This window comes from Allorhizobium pseudoryzae, assembly GCF_011046245.1.
GTDB classification, from domain to species: Bacteria; Pseudomonadota; Alphaproteobacteria; order Rhizobiales; family Rhizobiaceae; genus Neorhizobium; species Neorhizobium pseudoryzae.
Genome location: NZ_CP049241.1, coordinates 671,464 through 685,990, shown reverse-complemented (window position 1 = coordinate 685,990; position 14,527 = coordinate 671,464). Strand labels below are relative to the sequence as shown.

Annotated in this window: 12 protein-coding genes; 6 read left to right on the top strand and 6 right to left on the bottom strand. The window is 64.6% G+C overall.

The features are described from left to right. Window positions 1–5: 5 nt before the first annotated feature. Window positions 6–272: a DUF6460 domain-containing protein gene (locus G6N78_RS03335; RefSeq protein ID WP_165215756.1), complete on the bottom strand. Its 267-nt coding sequence runs from the start codon at window positions 270–272 to the stop codon at window positions 6–8. Window positions 273–427: 155 nt separating this feature from the next. On the opposite strand from G6N78_RS03335, the gene G6N78_RS03330 reads away from it, so the two are divergent. From G6N78_RS03330 to pdeM, 5 genes are all read left to right on the top strand, one after another. After that, window positions 428–1,363: a class I SAM-dependent DNA methyltransferase gene (locus G6N78_RS03330; RefSeq protein WP_165215754.1), complete on the top strand. Its 936-nt coding sequence runs from the start codon at window positions 428–430 to the stop codon at window positions 1,361–1,363. A 101-nt stretch (window positions 1,364–1,464) separates the two neighbouring features. Then, window positions 1,465–2,100 carry a YitT family protein gene (locus G6N78_RS03325; protein ID WP_165215752.1) on the top strand — a complete coding sequence of 212 codons (636 nt, stop codon included), beginning with the start codon at window positions 1,465–1,467 and terminating at the stop codon, window positions 2,098–2,100. Beyond that, a complete protein-coding gene (locus tag G6N78_RS03320; RefSeq protein ID WP_165215751.1) occupies window positions 2,100–2,744 on the top strand; it encodes a YitT family protein in 645 nt (214 codons plus the stop codon). Before G6N78_RS03325 ends, G6N78_RS03320 begins: the two co-directional genes overlap by 1 nt. Window positions 2,745–2,783: 39 nt before the next feature. Beyond that, window positions 2,784–5,333, top strand: coding sequence for a ligase-associated DNA damage response DEXH box helicase (locus tag G6N78_RS03315; protein WP_165221227.1), 2,550 nt, complete (start codon window positions 2,784–2,786; stop codon window positions 5,331–5,333). A 186-nt stretch (window positions 5,334–5,519) separates the two neighbouring features. Next, window positions 5,520–6,245, top strand: a complete 726-nt coding sequence (pdeM, locus tag G6N78_RS03310; RefSeq protein WP_165221224.1) for a ligase-associated DNA damage response endonuclease PdeM — start codon at window positions 5,520–5,522, stop codon at window positions 6,243–6,245. A gap of 5 nt (window positions 6,246–6,250) precedes the next feature. Here the strand turns inward: pdeM and G6N78_RS03305 are convergent, their stop codons facing one another. Then, window positions 6,251–6,949: an anti-sigma factor gene (locus G6N78_RS03305; RefSeq protein ID WP_165215749.1), complete on the bottom strand. Its 699-nt coding sequence runs from the start codon at window positions 6,947–6,949 to the stop codon at window positions 6,251–6,253. Then, window positions 6,946–7,506 (bottom strand): sigma-70 family RNA polymerase sigma factor, encoded by a 561-nt coding sequence (locus G6N78_RS03300; protein ID WP_234905871.1) that lies wholly within the window; start codon window positions 7,504–7,506, stop codon window positions 6,946–6,948. Before G6N78_RS03300 ends, G6N78_RS03305 begins: the two co-directional genes overlap by 4 nt. 193 nt (window positions 7,507–7,699) lie before the next feature. Here G6N78_RS03300 and G6N78_RS03295 point away from each other — a divergent pair, with 193 nt between their 5' ends. Further along, window positions 7,700–8,488, top strand: a complete 789-nt coding sequence (locus tag G6N78_RS03295; protein WP_165215746.1) for a DUF4394 domain-containing protein — start codon at window positions 7,700–7,702, stop codon at window positions 8,486–8,488. Window positions 8,489–8,532: 44 nt separating this feature from the next. On the opposite strand, the gene G6N78_RS03290 is transcribed toward G6N78_RS03295, so the two are convergent. The 3 genes from G6N78_RS03290 to G6N78_RS03280 form a co-directional block, all read right to left on the bottom strand. Then, on the bottom strand, window positions 8,533–9,339 hold the full coding sequence (locus G6N78_RS03290; RefSeq protein ID WP_370691476.1) for a TIGR02186 family protein: 807 nt from the start codon (window positions 9,337–9,339) through the stop codon (window positions 8,533–8,535). Beyond that, the gene (locus G6N78_RS03285; RefSeq protein WP_165215745.1) at window positions 9,339–10,265 is read right to left on the bottom strand and encodes a sulfite exporter TauE/SafE family protein; all 927 of its coding nucleotides are present in this window, start codon (window positions 10,263–10,265) and stop codon (window positions 9,339–9,341) included. Before G6N78_RS03285 ends, G6N78_RS03290 begins: the two co-directional genes overlap by 1 nt. Window positions 10,266–10,468: 203 nt before the next feature. Further along, complete coding sequence (locus tag G6N78_RS03280; RefSeq protein ID WP_165215743.1) at window positions 10,469–14,146, bottom strand: peptidoglycan-binding protein; 3,678 nt, start codon at window positions 14,144–14,146, stop codon at window positions 10,469–10,471. Window positions 14,147–14,527 lie beyond the last annotated feature (381 nt).

The following is a 14,527-nucleotide window of genomic DNA, read 5'->3' as shown; positions in this document are numbered from 1 at the left end:
GGTCATTAGCGTCTGAAACTGAACAGTCGAAGCAGGATGAAGGCGGGGATGACGATCATGGCGCCGGCAATCAGGTAATCGCCGACGGCGCCGAGCGCATTGAAGCCGCGATGCCACAGGTCGAGGATGAAATCGCGCAGGCCGTAGACGATGTCGAAGGGTCTGAGGCCAAACACGGCCATCACGAAGCCGACGATCAGCGAAACGACGATCAGTTTCACGATCGTGCGTCCCGGCGTATCACCAAGCAGCCTGTTCATCTGGTCCGACATGCGGGTCCTTCCGTGGTTCCTGTGTGCCACCAGACATAGTTTCGGCAAACCATGGCCGCAAGCAGCGTGGCCGCCCTTGCGATAGAACTTGAGTTTTTTTGTGGCTTCGGTCAGAAGCGCGCAACTCTTTCCAACATTGAAGTCATGTCAGCCCGATGTCCGCCATCCAGTTCTCGTCAGGCGACGTGATCGCCGACCGCCGCGCCGATTATGCCCGCATGCTCTCGGAAGCCGGCGATCACGCGGCTGCCGCCGAATTGCTCGAACAGGCGCTGGAGATCGTCCCGCGCTGGACGGCCGGCTGGCTGCTGCTCGGCGAGGCGCATCAGAAGTCGGGGCAGGTCGAGCAGGCGATCGAGGCTTTTCGCCGGGTGGAAGACCTGGATGCGACCGGCATCTTTGGCGCCGCGCTGAAACTGGCGCTGCTCGGTGCCGCCCCGACGCCGGAGACGCCGCCATCGGCTTACGTCGAAGGCCTCTTCGATGACTATGCCGACCGTTTCGAGACGGCGCTTCTCGACAAGCTGAACTACAGCGTGCCGGAAAAGCTGTTCGCGCTCGCCCGCCCCCACGCGCCCTTCGCACTGACGGTCGATCTCGGCTGCGGCACCGGCCTGTTCGGGGTCGAGGTGGCCGGCGCGACGCACCGCCTCGAAGGCTTCGATCTCTCCGCCAACATGCTCGCCAAGGCCGAGGAGAAGGGGATCTACCGGCATCTCGCCCAGGCAGACCTCAGCAGCGAAGCGGCCGCCGACGTGCTTTTTGCGGAAGGACTGGCCAAAGCCCGCGCCGATCTCGTCTCGGCAGCGGACGTGCTGATGTATCTCGGCAGTCTGGACACGACCTTTTCGCTCGCCCGCGACCTGCTGAAACCGGGCGGCCTGTTCGCCTTTTCCGTCGAGGATGCCGGCGGGGCGGAGGAAGGCTACACGCTGCTGCCCTCGCTGCGCTATGCCCACACGGAAACCTATATCCGCACCCTTCTCGCCGCCTTCGGCTTCGACCTGCTGCAGATGCAGAAAACCGACATTCGCATGGATGGCGGAAAAGTAGTCTACGGCATTCTGTTTCTTGCCCGCCTCACGGCCTGACCGGCAGTTTTCTTGCAATTTGTGTCAGCCATGCTGTCCCATCTTGAAGGCGGTCGTTTTGCGGTGCACAATCGCCGCACAACACCACCGGGAACAGACGCGTGTCACAGAGAAGAACGCTTGGGCTTTACAGTGCCGACCCCTCCCAGCACACATGGATCGAAGACAGCCAGGGCCTGCTGACGGGGGCGCTCGTCTCGGCGCTTGGCTTTTACCTGCTGAACCGCGTCGGCCTCTTGACCGGCGGCACGGCGGGCGTCGCCTTCCTGGTCCATTACGCCTTCAACATCTCGTTCGGCCTGCTGTTCTTCCTCGTCAATCTGCCGTTCTACTACCTTTCCTTCAAGCGCCTGGGGCTCGCCTTTTCGGCAAAAACCTTCATCGCCATTGGCCTCGTCTCGCTGATGACGGAGGTGGAAACGCGCTTTCTGCTGATCGATTACCTGCATCCCTTCTGGGGCGCGCTGATGGGCGGCCTGCTGCTCGGCTACGGGCTGCTCGCCCTTTATCGCCACCGGGCAAGCCTCGGCGGCGTCGGCATTCTGGCCATCTATATCCAGGAACGCTTCGGCATCCAGGCGGGCCTTATCCAGCTTGCCTTCGATACCTGCGTCATGGCATCAGCCTTCCTGGTGCTGGATTGGCAGATCGTCATCTGGTCAATCCTCGGCGCCGTGATCCTCAACCTGTTCCTGGCGATCAACCACCGCTCGGACCGTTACATCGTGGTGCGCTGATGGCGAACGCAACGCAGCAAAAGACGCCGGTCGGCTTCTGGGCCTCGAGTTCGGAGCGCCATTCGATCCTGGAGGATATCCAGGGCGTGGTGGCCGGCTCCATGCTGGCGGCGCTCGGCGTCACGCTGCTTGCCTCCGCCCATCTTTTGATCGGCGGCACCGCCGGCCTCGGTTTCCTGCTGCGCTATTCGACCGGCCTCAGTTTCGGTACCGTCTTCTTCCTGTTGAACCTGCCTTTCTACTGGCTGGCCTACAAGCGTCTCGGCCTCGCTTTCACGCTGAAGACCTTCGCCGCCGTGGCGCTCACCTCCTTCTTTACCGAAGTCCTGCCGGGCCTGATCTCGATCGGCGACATCAACCCGCTGGTGGCGGCCCTGTTCGGCGGGCTCTTGATCGGCACCGGCATGCTGGCACTCTTCCGCCACCGCGCCAGCCTCGGCGGCTTCGGCATCCTGGCGCTCTACCTGCAGGACAAGTTCGGCTGGCGCGCCGGCCTGGTGCAGCTGGCGCTTGATGGCGTGGTGCTGACGGTCTCCTTCTTCGTCGCCACCCCCTTCGTGATCGCCTGCTCGATCCTCGCGGCGGTGACGTTGAACCTCACGCTCGCCATCAACCACCGCACGGATCGGTATATCGTGCGATAGCCTCTTCTCATTCGCGTCTGAGCCATTACCTTGGCAGACGTGGACACAAGCCTCGCTGATCACCCGACCTTAAGCCTCGATCTCCTGCCGCGCTCCTTTCAAAAATGGTTCGCGGAAAAGGGCTGGGCGCCGCGTGCGCACCAGATGGAGCTGCTCGCCCGGGCCACCGCCGGCGAAAACATGCTGCTGATTGCACCGACCGGCGCCGGCAAGACGCTCGCCGGTTTCCTGCCCTCGCTGACCGACCTAACGCGACGCGGCAAGCTTCCGCCCGGTTCCGCCTTTGTCGGGGTCCACACGCTCTACATCTCGCCGCTCAAGGCGCTTGCCGTCGATATCGAGCGCAACCTCATGAAACCGGTGGCGGAAATGGGTCTGCCGGTTTCGATCGAGAACCGCACCGGCGACACGCCGCAGGCCAAGCGCCAGCGCCAGAAGCTGAACCCGCCGGACATCCTGCTGACGACGCCGGAACAGGTGGCGCTGCTGCTCGCCAACACGGACGCGGAACGCTTCTTCAAGGACCTGAAATATGTGGTGCTGGACGAGCTGCATTCGCTCGTTACGTCCAAGCGTGGCCATCTCCTGTCTCTGGGCCTCGCGCGGTTGCGCAAACACGCGCCTGGTCTGCGCACCATCGGCCTGTCCGCCACCGTCTCCGATCCCATGGATCTGCAGCGCTGGCTGGTGCCGCAAAGCGGCATAGTCAGAGAAGTGCCGCAGGGTGAACACCCCGCACCCCCCGCGGGCCTCGTGCATGTCACGGGCGGCGCTGCGCCGAACATTTCGATCATGACGACGGAGCAGCGGCTGCCCTGGGCCGGCCATGTCGCAGCCTATGCCATCCCCGCGGTCTACGAGGAAATCCGCAACCACAAGACCACGCTGATCTTCGTCAACACGCGCTTCCAGGCCGAACTGCTCTTCCAGGAACTTTGGACGATCAACGACGACAGCCTGCCGATCGCGCTCCACCACGGCTCGCTCGATGCCGGCCAGCGGCGCAAGGTGGAGGCGGCGATGAGCGCCAACAAGCTGCGCGCCGTCGTCGCCACCTCCACCCTCGACATGGGGCTCGACTGGGGCGATGTCGATCTCGTGGTGCATGTCGGCGCGCCGAAAGGGGCCTCGCGGCTTGCCCAGCGTATCGGCCGCTCCAACCACCGCATGGACGAACCGTCCAAGGCAATCCTGGTGCCGGCCAACCGGTTCGAGGTGATGGAGTGCCAGGCGGCCCTCGACGCCAATTACATCGGCGCCCAGGATACGCCTCCGGTCGGCGAGGGTGCGCTCGATGTGCTGGCCCAGCACGTGCTCGGCATGGCCTGCGCCGAGCCCTTCGATGCGCTCGAACTCTACGACGAGGTGACCAGCGCCTCGCCCTATGCCGATCTCTCCTGGGAGATGTTCGAACGCATCGTCGATTTCGTCGCGACCGGCGGTTATGCCCTGCGCACCTACGAGCGTTACGCCAAGATCCGCAAGACGAAGGAAGGCCGCTGGCGGGTCTCCAATCCGCAGGTGGCCCAGCAATACCGCATGAATCTCGGCACCATTGTCGAGGCGACCGAACTCAATGTCCGGCTGGTGAAGCGCAACCAGTTGGGCTCTGTCGGGCGCGGCGGGATGTCGCTCGGCAAGGTCGAGGAATATTTTCTTGAACAACTGGTGCAGGGCGACACCTTCCTGTTCTCCGGCAAGGTGCTGCGCTTCGAAGGCATCCGCGAAAACGAATGCCTGGTCACCAATGCCGTCTCGCTCGATCCGAAAATCCCTGCCTATGCGGGGGGGAAATTTCCGCTCTCCACCTATCTGGCGGACCAGGTGCGCGCGATGCTGGCCGATCCCTCGCGCTGGCACGTGCTGCCCGATCAGGTGCGCGACTGGCTGGCGATCCAGAACGAAAAATCGATGCTGCCGAAGCGTGACGAACTGCTGATCGAGACCTTTCCGCGCGGCAACCGCTTCTTCATGGTCGCCTATTGCTTCGAAGGACGCCTCGCGCATCAGACGCTCGGCATGCTGCTCACCCGCCGGCTGGAGCGGGCAGGCGCCCGTCCGCTCGGCTTCGTCGCCAATGACTATGCGCTCGCCATCTGGTCGCTGAACGATATGGGGGAGATGATCGACCGCGGCCATCTCTCGCTGGGCGACCTGTTCGACGAGGACATGCTGGGCGATGATCTGGAGGCCTGGCTTGCCGAAAGTTTCATGCTGAAGCGCACCTTCCGCCAATGCGCGGTGATCTCCGGCCTCATCGAACGCCGCCATCCCGGCAAGGAAAAGACGGGCCGTCAGGTCACGGTCTCGACCGATCTCATCTATGACGTGCTGCGCAGCCACGAGCCGGATCACATCCTCTTGGAAGCCACGCGGCGCGATGCCGCATCCGGCCTTTTGGACATTGGCCGCCTCGGCGGTATGCTGAGGCGAATCAAGGGCCACGTGGTACACCGGGCGCTCGATCGGGTCTCGCCGCTCGCGGTGCCGGTCATGCTGGAAATCGGCCGCGAACCGGTGGCCGGCGAAGCCCAGGAATTCGTGCTGGAAGAGGCGGCGGACGACCTCATCTCCGAGGCGATGGGGTAAGCAGTTTGCCCCTCACCCTAGCCCTCTCCCCGCAAGCGGGGAGAGGGGATGGCTCTGCCCAACCGGGACGCAGGAGGCTGGGGCACGTTCCCTCTCCCCGTCAGAACGGGGAGAGGGTTAGGGTGAGGGGCGGAACGTGCGTTGAGCCGCATGGCATGCAGACCGAGACGGTAAAAGACGGCAATGATGAATCACAGACTGGCGCTCGCCGCCACAGACTTCTCAAGCCCGTTCGCCGGCGCAGACATTCTCGTCAACGGCGTGGCGGCGCTGTGCGATCCGCTGGGCGCGCTCTACCTGCCGGATCACCAGTGTCTGGTCGTCTCGGATCTGCACCTGGAAAAGGGCGCGGCCTTTGCCCGCCGCGGCATGATGCTGCCGCCCTATGATACGCTGGCGACCCTCAACCTCCTGTCGGCGGTCATCAGCCGCTACGATCCGAAGACCGTGATCTCGCTTGGCGACAATTTTCACGACCGGTGCGGGTCGGAACTGATGCCGGAGGCCTTTCGCAGCGTGATTGCCGGCCTGGCGCGCGGGCGCGATTGGATCTGGATCAACGGCAATCATGATCCGGACGGCATTTTCGATCTGCCCGGCCAGTCGGCGGATGAACTCGTGCTCGCCGGCCTCGTCTTCCGCCACGAACCGAGCCTGCGGCTTGGCAAGGGCGAGGTGGCGGGCCACCTGCATCCCTCGGCCACCGTGTGCCGACGCGGCAAATATGTCCGCCGCGCCTGTTTCGCCAGCGATGGTTCCCGCCTCGTGATGCCGGCTTTCGGTGTGCTGACCGGCGGTCTCGATCTCAAGCACAAGGCCATGCACGGCCTTTTTGATCGCGCCGCATTGATCGCCCATCTGCTCGGCCGCGACCGCATCTATTCGGTCCGGTTCAACAGCCTGATCGGCTGAAAACCTTATCGCGGCAGCTTCGCAAAACCCTTCGCCAGGATCGGTCCCGTCGGACGCCCCGTCGGCGAGCCGCCGGCCGGTTCCAGCGTGATCTCGTAAAGCTGCGCGTCCCTGGGGCGCGGCAGGCTCGGCGGATCAAGGCGGGTGGAGCTTGCCCCATCGACGAGGCCGAGCGAGACCGGTCCCATCTCCCGGCTCGGCAGCGTCCAGACCTGCAGGCTGCGGTCGGCCGGAAGACTGACATCGGTCAGCAGCCGCACCACCGCGCGTTCCGAACCAAAGTCCTCGACCACCGCCTGCACCTCGCCCGCCCCGTTCACCAGAACAGCGACGACGAGCGGTTCGACGGTTCGCGTCAGGCTCCAGCCAAGCCCCACGGCCAGCAGCAGGCTTGCGGCGAGACCGGTGAAGGTTGACCGCCGCCAGAAGCTGAGGCGGTTGTCATTGGCGGCAGCCTGCGGCGCATCGGCCGGGTCCACCTTGGCGGCAGACAGCCGGGCTTCGATCAGCGGCCAGAGGTTCGCCGGCACCGGAACGGGCCGGGCCGTCATGTCGAGCGGCAGGAAACGGTCCTGAGCCCGGCCGATCGCCTGGCGCAGCGCCGCGTTGCGATTGGCTTCCGCCTCCACCGCGGCCTGCTCCGCCGGGTCTAGAAGGCCCAGAACGTAGTCGTCTGCGATGGCTTCGAGATCGTCAAAGATCATGCCATGCACTCCCGAAGCGAAGCGAGCCCGCGGCGGATCCAGCTTTTGGCGGTGCCGAGCGGCAGGCGAAGGCGGGCGGCGATCTCGCCGTGGCTATAGCCGCCGACATAGGCCATGAGAATGCCCCGGCGCCGGGTTTCCTCCAGCGCGTCGAGGCAGGTTTTCAGCCTCTGGTGGCTGTCGAGCGTGGTGAAGGCCTGCATGATCGTCTCGGTTTGGTCCGCCTCCTGCAGCGTCTCCAGCGCATCGCCATCCATCAGGTCTTCGCGCCTACCGTCGCGCAGCAGGTTCAGCGCGCGGTTGCGCACGATGGCATGGATCCAGCCGCGTGCCGACCCGCGATCCGGACTGTACTGGTGCGCCTTCTGCCAGATGGCGACGAAGGCGTCCTGCACCACGTCCTCTGCCAGGTCGCGCCGGCGCACGATGCGCTCCGCGATCGCGATCAGCCGCCCGGCTTCCGCGTCAAATATCCGTTTGAGCGCCTGCCGGTCGCCGTTCGCTGCGGCAAAGATATCGGCTGCAAGCTCTTCTGTCGTTCTGTCCGTCGCGGCCAAGCCTGTCCTCCGGATGGCGGTTCCTGATCCTACTATGCGCGAGCGACCTGTTTGGATGCACCGGCCGACCCGAGGACAAAAAATATTTTGCGCCGCTGCATCCAGAACGGCTCCGGCGCGTGTCTTCTGATCAGGAGCGGCATCGGCACCCCTGCCGATTGCCATCCTTGAACCAGAAAACGGGAGATATGACATGAGACTGATCGCATCCGCCCTCATCGCGTCCACCGCCTTGGCCGCTTCCGTCGCAACGGCCTCCGCCGCACCGGTCGTTGGCCTCGTCGGAGACCGCACGCTGGTGATGTTCGATACGGACAAACCCGCCGTCACCGAGACCATGGAAGTCGAAGGCGTCACCCGCCTCGTCGGCATCGACCTGCGGCCTTCAAACAACATGCTGGTCGGCGTGACCGCCGACAATGTCATCGTCACCATCGACCCGGAAACCGGCAAGGCGACGGAAGTCGCCAAGATGGACAAGCCGCTGATGATCACCGACGCACCGGTCGTGGTGGACTTCAACCCCGCCGCCGATCGTCTGCGCTACATGACCGGCACCACCAACCACCGCGTTCACCCGGATACCGGTGCCGTGACGGTGGATGGCAGCCTCGCCTTTGAAGAGGGCGACATGCACAAGGGCGAGAAGCCCAATATCGTGGCGGCCGCCTATCTCAATTCCTTCGGCAAGCCGGAAAAGACCGCGATGTACAACATCGATGCCACCATCGGCGGCCTGATCCAGCAGACCAAGCCGAACGATGGCACGCTGAAGGCGATCGGCAAGCTGGGTGGAGAAAAGATGGCGAAGACCTACGCCTTCGATATCCAGACCACCGCCGATGGCAAGAACACCGCCTGGCTGGTGGCCGACAATGTGCTGCACAGCGTCGATATCGAAAGCGGCAAGGCCATGAAGGTGGCCGAGGTGACGGGCGCCAAGGGCGAGATCCGCGACATCGCCGTCCTGCCCGCGATGTAAGCACCGCATGCGGGGCCGCCTTCGGGCGGCTCCGTTCGCGGATCTTACTCCTTGCGGAAGACGATGCTGGCACCCCAGCCGGTCAGGACGGCAATCAGCACGCAGAACAGGCCGTAGGCGATCGGCTTTTCATGCGCCGCATCGGTGATCGCCTGCTCAAGGCCGGTCTTGACGACCCGCAGCGGCAGATCCTTCTGCAGGATCAGTTCGCCGCTCTTGAACAGATAGGCATGCACCATGTGCACCCCGTCCGGCACATTGGCCGGCAGCTTCACCGTCGCGCGAAACAGGCTGGGGCTGACGAAGCGCACGCCGGCGGAATCGCGCTGGTAAAGGCCGTTGGAGAGCTTCAGCCGCCGGTAGGCTTCGCGGAAATCCGCCACCGCCAGCGCATTGCCCACATAGCCGATCGGCGCCAGCGCCAGATGGTCGATGCCGATCCCCATGCGGTTCAGCGAGGGGGTGCCCTGGATGTCCTCGATCGGCCGGGTACTGGCGACCGAATAGGATTCCGGCACCTGTTCGAACGTCACCGATTGGGTGTTCATCCAGATGCCGAACACCCGGTCCTTGCGCCGCACCGTCGTTTCGTTGCGCGGCCCCTCCAGCGTCACCACCACGTCATACTGGCCGATCGCGAGAAACAGCTCGTCGGCATTGGTGAGCGCCCCGAAGATCGTCAGGTCGGCGCCGCGGAAATCCGACGTGATGGCGATTTCGCTGGTCGAGGTGCCGATTTCCAGCCCTTCCCGCACGGTCGGCACATCGCCGCTCAGCAACTGGGCGGCGGCCGGCGAGGCACCGGAGGCAAGGCAGACGAGAAGACCGAGGGAGCGCAGCCACGTCATCATCAGGGGCCAAACCCTCCGATGGAGAGCGAATAGAGGTCGGCAGGCGTGAGAACCAGGTCGATCGCTAGGCGCAGGCCGACCGCCAGCACCAGAAGGCCGAGAAGGGCGCGCAGCTGTTCGCCGCGCAGCTTCTGGCCGACGCGCACGCCGTATTGTGCGCCGATCACGCCGGCCACCATCAGGATCGTCGCCAGCACGATATCGACCGAATAGTTGGTCGCCGCCTGCACCATGGTCGTGTAGGCGGTGACGAAGATGATCTGGAACAGCGAGGTGCCGACGACGACATTGGTCGGGATGCGCAAGAGATAGATCATCGCCGGCACCATGATGAAGCCGCCGCCGACGCCCATGACGGAGGTGAGGATGCCGATGCCGAAACCGAGCGCCACCACCGGAATGGCAGACAGATAGATCTTCGATTTCTTGAACCGCATCTTCAGCGGCAGCCGGTGCACCCAGTTGTGCTGACCGGGCCGCTTCAGCGGCAGCGGCTGGTTCTTGGCCGCCCGGCGCATGGCGCGGATGCTTTCCGCCAGCATCAGGCTGCCGATCGTGCCGAGAAAGGCGACGTAGAGCAGCGAAATCATCAGGTCCAGCTGGCCGACGCGGCGCAGCCAGGAGAAGATCCACACACCGACGGTCGCCCCCGCAAGACCGCCCACCAGCAGCACGCTGCCGAGCTTCATGTCGAGCGTTCCGCGGCGGAAATGGCTGATCGCGCCGGAGATGGACGAGGCCACCACCTGGTTCGCGCCGGTCGCCACGGCCACCACGGGCGGGATGTTGTAGAAGATCAGAAGCGGCGTGATCAGAAAGCCGCCGCCCACGCCGAACATGCCGGACAGAAATCCGACCGCTGCACCCATGCCGAGGATGATGAAGATGTTCACCGAAAGCTCAGCAATCGGCAGATAGACAGTCACGGGCGCCTCACGATGAGCAACAAGCTTCGCCGGTTCGGGAGACTGCGGCACGAGCAGGCCGCCCGTTGCGGCACATGAAATCAGTCCGCGGCCGATGACCTGGGTTGGCCTTCGCCGAGACTTAACGTCATGCGATGCAAGGGGATCTTAGTCAATTCGGAAACGGTGCTGCGGCGGCTTTTTTCGCCGCCGCGTCAAGATGGTCAGGCGCCTTTCGCCTGGTTCTCCTCAAGCAGCTTGCGCACCAGCGGCTCGGTGATGTTGCCGTCCTGTGGCAAGCCGTTCTTCTTCTGGAAGGCCTTGATCGCGGTGATGGTCTTCTGGCCCATCATGCCATCCGGCTGTCCGGCGTCATAGCCGCGCTTGTTGAGGATGGCCTGGATGTTGCGGATCGCCTTCTCCATGTCGATGCTGGCGGTGGTCTGGCCCTTGCTCACCCACTCGTCCGGCAGGTTCACATTGTTGGCGCGCTCATCGAGCGGCAGCGGCTTCCACATGTCGGCCTTGGCCTTGGCGCTCTGCAGCTGGTCGGGCTTCAGGGCGTTCGCCACCTCGTCGCGCTTCTGGGCGGCATCCTTGTCGCCCGCCTTGGCGGCAATCGCGAACCACTTGTAGGATTCCTCGAGGTTCTGCGGCGTGCCGTTGCCGCGCGCATGCAGAATGGCGAGGTTGAACTGGCTATCAGTAATGCCGTGGTCGGCAGCCTTTGTGAACCATTCCACGGCGGCCTTGTAGTTGGCGGCACCGGCGGCACCCGAGGCATAAAGAACCGCGAGGTTGTGCATCGAGCTGGCATTGCCGGCCCGGGCGGCCTCTTCATACAGCGCCATCGCCTTGGTCAGGTCGCGGTCGATGCCGGTGCCTTTTTCGTACAGGCTGCCGAGGCGATACTGGGCCGGTGCAAAACCCCGTTCGGCAGACAGTTGGTACCAGCGGGCCGCTTCCTTCGGATCGGCGGTCACGCCACGGCCTTCGGTGAACCGGGCGCCGATCTCGAAGAGCGCCTGCGGATCGCCCTTGGCGGCCGCATCGGCCAGAGACTTGGGCGTAATCGTCGCGGGAACCGTGATGACATCCGTTGCCGCCGCTGCGGGCGCAGCCTGTTCGGCGCTCTCGCCGGGCGTAGGAGCAACGCTCAGCTCCTCCTGCGGGGCTGCGGTGGCACTCGCCTGTTCCTGCGGGACCGGTTCTGCCGCCTGAGGTTCGCTTTCGGCGGTTTGCGGCGCGGCCTCCGATGCCTTGGGAGATGCAGCCTGCGATACAGCCGGGCTTATCTGGGCGACGGGCGCCTCCACGGCAGGGGAGGCCTGAGACGATGTGGAAACGGTTGCGGCAACCGGCTTGTCACCGCGGGTGAGCGTGCTGACGAGCGGCATCGCCATCAGGGCGAGAAGGATGGCGCCCACGGCCATGAGGATGGGCCGACGATGGCGGCCAAGCTTGCCCTTGAGGCCGGATGCCGGCGGCGGTGCCTTGCTTCTCTTCCCGGCGGGAGAGGGGGCCTTCGCCGGCGCGTGCAGCGGATCGGTTTCCTGGGCGGCCGCCTTGGCCGCACGCCGGGCAGCGGCAATATAATCGACCCGTTCGCCGTCTGCCGTGTGATCTGCGGGATTGGCCGCCTGCGTCGCGCGCACCCGTTCCAGGATCTTGCGCACATCCGGCATGCCGGAACCGGGCTCCAGAAGATCGTTTTCATGTCCGCCCGGAAGGGACTCCACCGGGTCGAGGGTGGGGGCCGGGTCCACGAGAGCACGGGAGGGCTTTTGCGTCTCCGTCTCGGTCTTGCTGCGCAGACGGTTCTTCAACCCGGCCAGAAGACCGGGCTTTCCACTGCCGGTCTCGGCCGGATCGGCAAACTCTGGTGCCAGCAGGTCAATGTTGGCGGTCGACGTGGCAAGAATGTCGTCCGTCGCCTGGGAGACCGCGCGGCGTTCGGCGGCCGGCGCGGCCGCCGCCACCGGGGCGGCCATGGGGGGACGGATATCGCCGGCCGTGTCCTGTACTTTCGGCGCACCGGCAGAACCGTTCAGCAGCGAGCCGCTGCCACGAACGGTCATGTGGTCTTCCATCTTGTCCAGCCGCTCGGCGATCTTCACCAGTGTGCGGTGGACGCTGTCGAAGGCGGTATGGGTGCGTTCTTCGGAGGAGCGTGCCAGCTCCTCGAGATGCCGCAGGTCTTCCGCAAGCCCCACCAGATGTGCGGCATCCGGGCCAGAAGCCTGCGCATCTCGCGGCGAACGTGCATAGTTTTCGATCACGGCTTCCGCAGCATGGCGGGCGGCTTCGAGGATGTATTCGTCACTCGTCGCCATGTAGCTTTCGATCGAGGCGATCCGCTGGTCGAGGCCACCCGGCAGGCCGACCGCCATCTCCGGACGCGGCTCGCTCAAGAGGCCGGACAGGTGGGCGATCTGCCGCTCGAGGTTGAGGATCGCCTGGTTGTCGCCGTGCGGCCCAAGCGAGGCTTCGTCCAGGCGAGCGGCAATCTCGTCCAGCCGCACCTCAAGGCGCTCGAAACCCGGGTCATCCGCAGTGCCCGCGACGGCCGAGTGCCGTCCCAGGTCATCGATCCGCCGGTTCAGCTCGTCCAGCCGTTCGGCCAGGTCGTCGCTCGTCTGCTGATGCGCCAGTGCATCGATCTTGCGGGAAAGATCGGCAATGTAGCCGGTCAGCTCCGCGGAGGGCACGTGGCCCATATGCGCGGCCAGTTCGTCCAGCCTCTCTTCGATCCGCTGGGCATCCTGCATGTGGGCAAGGCTTGCAATGTGATCGGTCAGGGTGGCAAGGCGGTCTTCCAGCCGGTGAAGAGCCGCCTGCTCTTCCGTATCGATGCCGCGCGGGCGCGCGCCGATGGCAACCGCGCGCGAAATTTCGTCCAGGCGCTGGTCGAGATGGGAAAACTGGTCGGCCAGATGGTCATCCTGCTGCGCGGGCCGCGCATTCAGCTCCTCCACCAGGCCGGCAAGGGAAAGGATCTTGTCTTCGAGCGCCCGGATGGCAGGGCTGTCGACGACCGTGCCCAGTTCGGCCTTCACGCCATCGATCCGATAGGCGAGCGCGATCAGCTCCTTCTGGATGCCGGCAGTGTCGAGGTCCTGGAAACGGTCTTCGAGAGTGTTCCAGCGCTCCTCCATGCGGTGCACGGTATCGGCGGTCGCAAGCCCGTCGATCAGGCGGCGCAGATCGTCCAGTTCGGCGCGAACTTCGGAGGCCCCGGACGGTGCGCGGCGGCTGAGCGTGTCGACGCCCTCAGAAAGGCGGACCAGTTCCTCGCGCAGGTCATGGGTCAGGTCGTGGTGTCTCGACAGTTCGCCGAAGGAGGCAAGCTCGCTCCGCAGCCTGTCCATTTCCTGGGTGATGCTGCTGGAAATGTCCTGTTTCAGTTCGCGGCGCAGATCCTGCAGCGCCTGGGCGACGTCCCGCACATCGGGCATGACATTGGGTTCGCTTGGACGTGGCGCGCGTCTCGGCGGCTCGGCATAGGCGTCCCGGCTGGCAACGGGCTCTGCGGCCATTCGTCTCGGCTCAATGGCCTGTGCTGCCGCAACGGGAGACTGCTGGACACGCCGCTCCGGCATGGCCGGTTCGGCCGGCGGCAGTCGGCTGCTGCGGTCGCGCGCGCTCTCCAGCATGCGCTGCCGCTGCCGGATTTCGTTGAGGGCATCAAGGTCGGGACTACCACGCCTCGGCGATGGCGCCGGTGCCTGTGCCTCGACCCGGTGGCTCGCCGATGACACGCGATCCGCAACCGTCTGCCTTTCGCGGCCCGAGGCTTTCAGCAGACCCTCGATCCGGGCTTCCAGTCCCTCGATCGTGCGGTTGAGCGCATCAAGCGAAGAACCTTCACCGCGAGGGCTGGAATTGAGGCGTGATCCATTCATCGTCTTTAGCTCGCTTCGGCTGCACGATCCCGGAGGATGGTCCAAAAGGCATGTCGGTTTCGGGATGACTGTCGGAGATCTTCCTCGGCCCGAAAGCAGGCCGGACGGTTTCGGCTGGCCGTCGAGAAAGTTTTTCCTTCAACTCCCCTTGTGCCGAAGCGCGACGCACCACGGCTCGGTATTCACCTTTCGCGAAACGTAGTTAATACAGTGTTAACGTAGCGTCAGGTTTCGCGTGCGGGAGCGCCGGGAGAGCAAGTTTTGAGAGAAATGGGCGCTCGCAAAGATTCTACCGGATGCGCCGTTTTGACGGATTGACGTTTACGCGCACGTCAATATTTTGTAGGACTATGGATGCCGGTCCATCCGGCCGCTGATTTG